Below are 2,826 nucleotides of genomic sequence, written 5' to 3' on the forward strand. Positions count from 1 at the left end.
TCGGATCCGTGGTGAAAGCATGCCTCGTGCTGCTCCACATGGAGCACCAGCGCACCACGTAGAGATCAACGTATGCACACAGCGTTGTTGCTACCAAAGGTGACGAAAGGTTACCGGGAAAGGTTCACTGGCTAGCGGCTCAATTGATGGACGAGGGCCGGCACGACGAGGCCGAACAGGTATGGCGGGATGCGGTCGACGCCGATGTACACGCGGCTCGGCATCAACTGTCTTGGCTCCTCTTGGACCAAGGTCGGGTGGAGGAAACGCTGGACCTATGGCGGGAAGCCATCACCTTGAGCCGACCGATGGCCCACGTCGGAATGGCATCAGTCCTCCGGAGTTTGGGTCGTATAGATGAAGCCGAACGGGCATTGCGTGATGCGATCGCCGCTGACGATCCCAACGCTCATAGCGAGCTCGCCAATCTTTTGGAGAGTCAGGGTCGCCTAGCCGAAGCTGAACGGGTTTTGCGTGATGGGATCGCTGCTGGCGAACAGTTTATCGGGCTTTCCTTGCTGTTGGAGAAGCTGGGTCGTATGAATGAAGCGCGTCAAATCGAGCGCTGCGGTCTCAACCCCGATGGTTCTCCGGGAGATCCATCGAATCTGTACTGAAGAAAGTCGCTTGCAGGATTCGCCGTCGATGGATAGGGGCCCCCTGAGTCATCCGGCGCGGAAGGGTGATAATTCCATTATCGGGCCTGTGGCCTACGCTCGCGGACCCCAGTGAAGCCTCCGTGTACTGGTTTCCGATGGTACGAATTACTATTACCTCTCGGTGCACGCTATACTGAGACAGGTAAGCGCCCCGCGGTCGATCACGCGGCGCGGGGCCCTGGGCTTTCAGGACTATGAGTACTGCCATTGTCTCGGCAGTACTGCCGGACACCTCGGGCGGCGTCCGTTCAGCCCTCGCTCTCGGTGTTTTTTGTGGGAGTCTGAAGCCGAGTTAGGATGTCGTCCATGCTGCTAGCTGTTCCGCGCCGAACGTCCTCCAAAACGGCGACGTAGATGTCGGCGGTCGTGGCAAGTCGGGTGTGCCGGAGCAAGGCGCGAATCTCGTTCAGGTCGACCCCGGCCCGGAAGAGCATGGTGGCCGCAGTGTGCCGGATGTCGTGCACGCGGGTGTGCCCCACCTGCGCCCGCTCGCACACCGCGTCCCACCACCGGTTGACGTTGCGCGGGTCGATCCTGCGCCCGACCGCCGTGGTGAACACCAGCCCCGGATCGGCCCACCGGATGATCTCCAGCTCCGTTGGAGCCCCGGCGTCCCCACTGGGGAGGTGTTGACCGGCGAACGCTGCCAGGTCCTTCACCGCCTTTTCGGCCTTGGCGTCGAGCTCGGCTTTCGCTGCGTCCTGCCCCTGCCGATGCGCGCGGAGCATCGTGACGACCATCGAGGGCAGGACGAGAACGGCCTTTGAACCCTTCGTCTTCAGGTCTTCCTCTTCGACCAGTTCCCAGCGCTGCCGGCCGGTCTCCGGGTCGATCCCCGCCTTGCGGCGTCGCTGCTTGCGCACCACGGCGACAGTGCCGGCGTCGAGCTCGAGCGCATCCCAGCGCAGCGCGAGCGCTTCGCCCTTGCGCAGGCCGAGCGCCAGCAGCACCAGCCACAGCGCGGCCATCCGGTCGACGAGGGCAACCGCGAGGACCCGCCGAGCCTCTTCCTCCGTGAGCGCGCGCACCGGAGCGTCCGCGCTCCTGGGCGGTTGGACGAGCGAGGCAACGTTGCGGGTCAACAGTTCCTCTTGGACCGCGTCGTTCAGCGCAGCAGTGAGGATCACCAGCAGATAGCGGACCGACCGGGCGGAGAGCGGTTTGATCGGCTTACGCACCTGCTGGACGGCGGGTGTCTTCCGAATCGCCGAGGTACGACCCAGTCGGGGGGCCTTCTCCTTCTCGCGCTCAGCGGCCTTACGGGCTGCCTCGGCCTCCCAGACCGCGCGCTGTGCCACCCCGGCGGAGGAGGGTTCGGTGAGCTTGCGCGTCATCCACTGTCGAACGTGCGCCGTGGTCAGCTTGCGCAGTTCGTGACGACCGAGAATCGGCGTGATGTGCAGCCGGATCTGATCCGAATATGACTCAAGCGTCGATTCGGCCAGGGTCCCGGCAACCACGCGGGAAGGCAAAACGATCGTGACCCACTGCTCCAGATACTGCGCCACCGTCATGCGCGTGGTGACCAGCGGGACGCCATCCTGAACCGCCCGGAGCGCCGCGGTGATCTTCTCTCGGACGTCCTCCCTGGTCTTGCCGTAGACCGTCGGTCGGGTGCCGTCGGGCATCCTGACCTGGCCAGCCCAGCCGTTGCGGTAGCGGTAGATCGACCCTTCGCCGTTGAGCCGGCGGGGTCCCTTGCTCTCCTTGTCCTTCGCCGCGGTCATCAGGCCACGTCCAGCGGGTTGCCGTCGGGCCATTCGACCGCGTCGCACCAGGGGCAGCCGTAGGGGCTGTCTTCCATGTCGCAGGCGAACTTGGTCTCTCCGTCGGCCTGCGGGTAGGTGCGGCCCTGGCCGCGGTCGGCGCGGTCGAGGTGGTCATGCAGCGCCTGCGTGAGGTTCACCCGTCGTGGGGCGTTGGTGGGCATGGCGGTTCTGGCTCCTTGCCGAAAGAACGGGCGCGCGGGTCGCGGGTGGCGTGGTCCGGCGCGGGTGGGGTTTCCGTTCTCTGGCGCTGGGATGGTCTGTCGGGTCGCCGGCCGCGTCCAGGGCGCTGCGCGTCGCTACGCGATCGGCCTTCGGCCGACCCTGGACCCGTCCACCGCCCCGACAGCTTGAGGCGCTACCAGAGAACGGAAGAAAAATGGGTGGGGCAGGGGGTCCGC

3 protein-coding genes are annotated in these 2,826 nt (G+C 65.4%); 1 reads left to right on the forward strand and 2 read right to left on the reverse strand.

Annotated elements, in window-relative coordinates:
* The first annotated feature begins 242 nt into the window (after positions 1-242).
* Positions 243-617 carry a tetratricopeptide repeat protein gene (locus tag NBZ85_RS29810; RefSeq protein WP_438803117.1) on the forward strand — a complete coding sequence of 125 codons (375 nt, stop codon included), beginning with the start codon at positions 243-245 and terminating at the stop codon, positions 615-617.
* A gap of 290 nt (positions 618-907) precedes the next feature.
* Here NBZ85_RS29810 and NBZ85_RS29815 read toward each other — a convergent pair whose 3' ends face one another.
* Both NBZ85_RS29815 and NBZ85_RS29820 read right to left on the reverse strand, forming a co-directional pair.
* Positions 908-2,386 (reverse strand): tyrosine-type recombinase/integrase, encoded by a 1,479-nt coding sequence (locus tag NBZ85_RS29815; protein WP_261563269.1) that lies wholly within the window; start codon positions 2,384-2,386, stop codon positions 908-910.
* Entirely contained in the window at positions 2,386-2,589 is a 204-nt protein-coding gene (locus NBZ85_RS29820; RefSeq protein ID WP_261563271.1) for a hypothetical protein, read from the reverse strand. Before NBZ85_RS29820 ends, NBZ85_RS29815 begins: the two co-directional genes overlap by 1 nt.
* Positions 2,590-2,826: the final 237 nt, after the last annotated feature.

The sequence above is a fragment of the Frankia tisae genome, assembly GCF_025403405.1.
Classification (GTDB): Bacteria; Actinomycetota; Actinomycetes; order Frankiales; family Frankiaceae; genus Frankia; species Frankia tisai.

What these genes read in the sequence shown, in the direction of transcription:
- NBZ85_RS29815 (WP_261563269.1), bottom strand. Translation starts at nt 2,386, where the DNA reads ATGACCGCGGCGAAGGACAAGGAGAGCAAGGGACCCCGCCGGCTCAAC.
- NBZ85_RS29820 (WP_261563271.1), bottom strand. Translation starts at nt 2,589, where the DNA reads ATGCCCACCAACGCCCCACGACGGGTGAACCTCACGCAGGCGCTGCAT.